Here is a 3,566-nt window from a genome sequence, read left to right as displayed (position 1 = left end):
TGCCAAAACTCGTTCTTGGTGTGACATTCAACAACGGGATTGAGGTCATCGCCAAGCCGACCGACCGTCAGCCCATAACCGCCGCCGCCTGACCGGCCCGGCCGTCACCAAAAATTGGCGATAGCTCTACTTCCGGCTGGAGCGAGAGTTTGCTGGCCTGGACTTCCACCAGGAGAACAGTGCGCCTTGTTAAGGCACACATTCCAACACGGTCGAGCGTTCCATGCGCCCGATTGCCATGGGAAGACGCAACTCGTTATTCAGCGGCAGCGAGGGCGGCGCCGAGAGCTGGGCGATCCTGGCATCGCTCGTGAACACGGCAAAGCTCCATGAGCTCGATCCGCAGGCCTACCTCGCCGACGTGCTGGAGCGCATCGTGTCCGGGCGAACCAAGAGCCATCAGCTGCACGAACTGCTCGCCTGGAACTGGAGGGCGGCGCGCCAGCGCACCGCACGGGCCGCCGCATGAGCCCGCGTCGTCACAAGGCTTCGTCGTCGATGGCGGCCGCCGCGATGCCCCTTGCGGAGCTCGATCGGTGGCTGCAGGCTCGCGTCGATCGGCTTCCTGCCGCCACCAGCATCCCCATGCCCGACGGTTATGTCGCCGCGATCGTGGCCGGACCGGTGTCGATGAGTCCGCTCGACTGGATCTGTCCGCTGCTCGCCATCGATGCCGATGCTTTCAACCACGGCGACACCCCGGAGTTCGCGGCGCTCTCCGCCGTCGCGCTGCGCCATAACGACATCAGCAACGTCCTTACGACCGCGCCCGACCAGTTCGAGCCGATGCACCGGCGCAAACCCAATGGCGACGTCGATCCGCGACCCTGGTATCAGGGATTCTACGCCGCGATGCGGCTCAGGCTGCCGGCCTGGGCGCCGTTGCTGGACGGCGGCAACGTCAATCACGGCCTGGTTCTGCCCATCCTGCTGCACTGTCGCGACGATCAGGGCCATCCGCTGCTCGGACTGCCACCAAGGGACCCCGAGACCGGGCACTTTCTCCGTAACGCCGATATTCCAGCAGCTGTCGAGGCCACGCGCCAATACTGGATGCCGATCCGCTACGCACGCGCCCCCTGATCGCCGCAGACGTGGGAGCTCATACCGGTTACCCCAAGGCGATGCCTCTCAACGCGCGCTCAGCGCAATTGTTGGTCAAGCAGATCCTGGGTAATTGAAAGCCTCACCGGAGGGTTATGCACGAACTGCTACCCTGGGAACGGAAACGCCTGCGCCAAGCCGACGAGCCTCGCCGATCAGCAGGCCGCCTGACCTTCACGCAATGCCTCGCCATCATAGAACCCGCCGTGCCCACGCGCAGGCGTCAATCAGCGGTCTGATCCTGAAGTCAGGGTATCGGCTTCGCCGCATACGTCACGAGTGCACGAATGCACAAACAAAGAAAGGCGACAAAGCCATATATCCTGCCAACCAATCGCACCAATCAATGCCAACCAATCGCACCAATCAATGCCAACCAATCGCACCAATCAATGCCAACCAACCAATCACACCAATCAACGCCAACCAATCGCACCAATCAATGCCAACCAACCAATCACACCAATCAACGCCACCCACCAATCAATGCCCGCTCTCTCTAAAGGGCGTCTTTTCGCGTAGTCGAAATGTTCCAGAGGAATAATTATAGCCATCAGTCAACATAGCATTCCCAAGAGCGAAGGGCGCACCGAAGGTCTTCGCATGCGCCATTTGCCTACTATTACTCTAGACAGACCTTCTGTTTCGCTATGTCCCTTGGCGCATAGCACTGTCTATGATTGCGGTCCAATGGGGAATAACGCCCCCTCACCGCCTGCAATAGGCAATCGTTATCCTATATAAACACGAGACTTTCTTGGGTCCATCACTCACAAACACGAATACCTTGCGCGAATCGCATTCGCAGCCTCTCCGCTTCATTCCTTCATTTCATCTTTCACTATGGTGCGCCCCACGTATGTCGGCAACGAGATTACCGAAACAGATCGACGTTGGCTGGAGCATTTACTCCAGAGGGTGAATGTCCGCGAATATGGGGATTTCATTGATCTTGTTATGCAGAGTCAATTTGAATTCCTTGCGGGCCCACGTCCTTGGATTTGTCCGGCAAAGTGCGACGATCTCCACGACGTGCCGCTCATGGACGATCCGACCGACGGCATTCGGACTGAACAGATCCTTGAGTCGATCGCTCAAGGGTCCGATTTCCTCTACCTCTACTTGCCGGCGGCGGTTGCGAGAGCATGCTGTCAACAGCAGAGTCTCGCTCCTATTCCTAGGCGCCTACGCGTCGGTGGAGACGGCCTGCTGGCAATGGAACTCCCGCCGTACGATGGAAATACTGCAAATGAGATAGTGAGTATCTACCACGACCTGGGTTGTAGGAATGCTACCGTCGAAGACGTTGAATTTTTCGCGGCCGTGCCGCTCACTGGTTTGTTCGAAGGGGTCCAAAACCGCGCCCTATTTCTTCGTAGCGGCCCGTTTGGGCGGTTTGATATACCGGTTATCGGGCCTGCGATATTTGTTGAGGAAGAGGAAGAGGAGGAGGACGAAGATTAGCAGTGTTTCCGAGGATAGTCCTCAAGCCATTGGACTTGGCCTATTAGTAGAATCTGTGGTGTATGTCGTGTGTGTTTGTAATTCATTTTGCTTTAATAAATGTCGGTTGTATCCGCCGAGTCGGGGCCGTCAAGTCGTTACTATTGCTTGTACGTTGTCGTTTTGTAATGTCGTCATTGTTAATGGATGAGCCAAGTCGGTTTTAATGGAGGCTATTGTCGATAAGTTGTTGCATGCGCTTCTGCATTTCGCTTCCTGATATGCTGTTAATTTCAGTAACGGATGTAAGGTGGAAATATTATACTCCTCTCTGAGGTAGACAGAAAATAACCTATCTGATGTAGACTGAAAGCCACGTGATAAGTCCTGCGAGACGGAAGGTGGCAACTTCCGACTCGCACGAAGTGCGAGGCTCGGGCGAAGCGCGAGCCGGAAGTTGCCACCTTCCGTCTCGCAGGACATTTACATCAGGATATATCCCGCCGCCGCCGCCGCACAGCCTGCTTCGCGGTAAGCGAAAAGCAGGCTTCGATCACGGCGACACGCCGGTGTTCCCGGCGATCTCAGCCGTCGCATTGCGCCATAACGAGATCAGCCAGACCCCTTTCGAGCGCGCCGAACCAGTTCGGCGCCAATGCACCGGCGTAAAGCCAATGGCGATGTCGACGCGCGTCCCTGGTGCCAGGGGTTTCTACGCCGCGATGCGGCTCAGGCTACCGGCGTGGGCGCCGTTGCTGGACGCAAGCAACGTCAATCACCGCCTGCTGCGGCCCATCCGTATTGCCGCATGTAGCGATGTTCCTGGTAGACCTATTATTGCCTCATCTATTTTGCTCCCTACCGAGGGGAGCGACGGAAGCCGGTCGCACAACTAGGTCAGCGTTTTCTTGGTTCGAATCATATCAGGCGGCGTCGGCGAGTTTGTAGGACCATGTGTGGACGACCGGATGGCGATTGACGTCGTCGATACCAGCCATGATGCGCTCCTTGAGTTCGTG

The 3,566-nt window shown here is 57.2% G+C and carries 2 protein-coding genes and 1 pseudogene; all 3 read left to right on the top strand.

Going from position 1 to position 3,566, the window contains the following annotated elements:
• Positions 1–202 precede the first annotated feature (202 nt).
• Positions 203–469 (top strand): annotated as a pseudogene (locus C7G61_RS42240) (transposase domain-containing protein); the annotation flags it as partial.
• The gene (locus tag C7G61_RS42235) at positions 466–1,083 is read left to right on the top strand and encodes a UPF0149 family protein (protein WP_244608774.1); all 618 of its coding nucleotides are present in this window, start codon (positions 466–468) and stop codon (positions 1,081–1,083) included. The pseudogene C7G61_RS42240 and the gene C7G61_RS42235, both read left to right, overlap by 4 nt.
• A gap of 864 nt (positions 1,084–1,947) precedes the next feature.
• Positions 1,948–2,568 carry a RolB family protein gene (locus tag C7G61_RS42230; RefSeq protein ID WP_108523367.1) on the top strand — a complete coding sequence of 207 codons (621 nt, stop codon included), beginning with the start codon at positions 1,948–1,950 and terminating at the stop codon, positions 2,566–2,568.
• Positions 2,569–3,566 lie beyond the last annotated feature (998 nt).

It is taken from the genome of Bradyrhizobium algeriense (assembly GCF_003062295.1).
Lineage (GTDB): Bacteria > Pseudomonadota > Alphaproteobacteria > Rhizobiales > Xanthobacteraceae > Bradyrhizobium > Bradyrhizobium algeriense.
The sequence above is the reverse complement of the archived record's forward strand: the minus strand, read 5'-3'. Positions and strand labels throughout refer to the sequence as shown.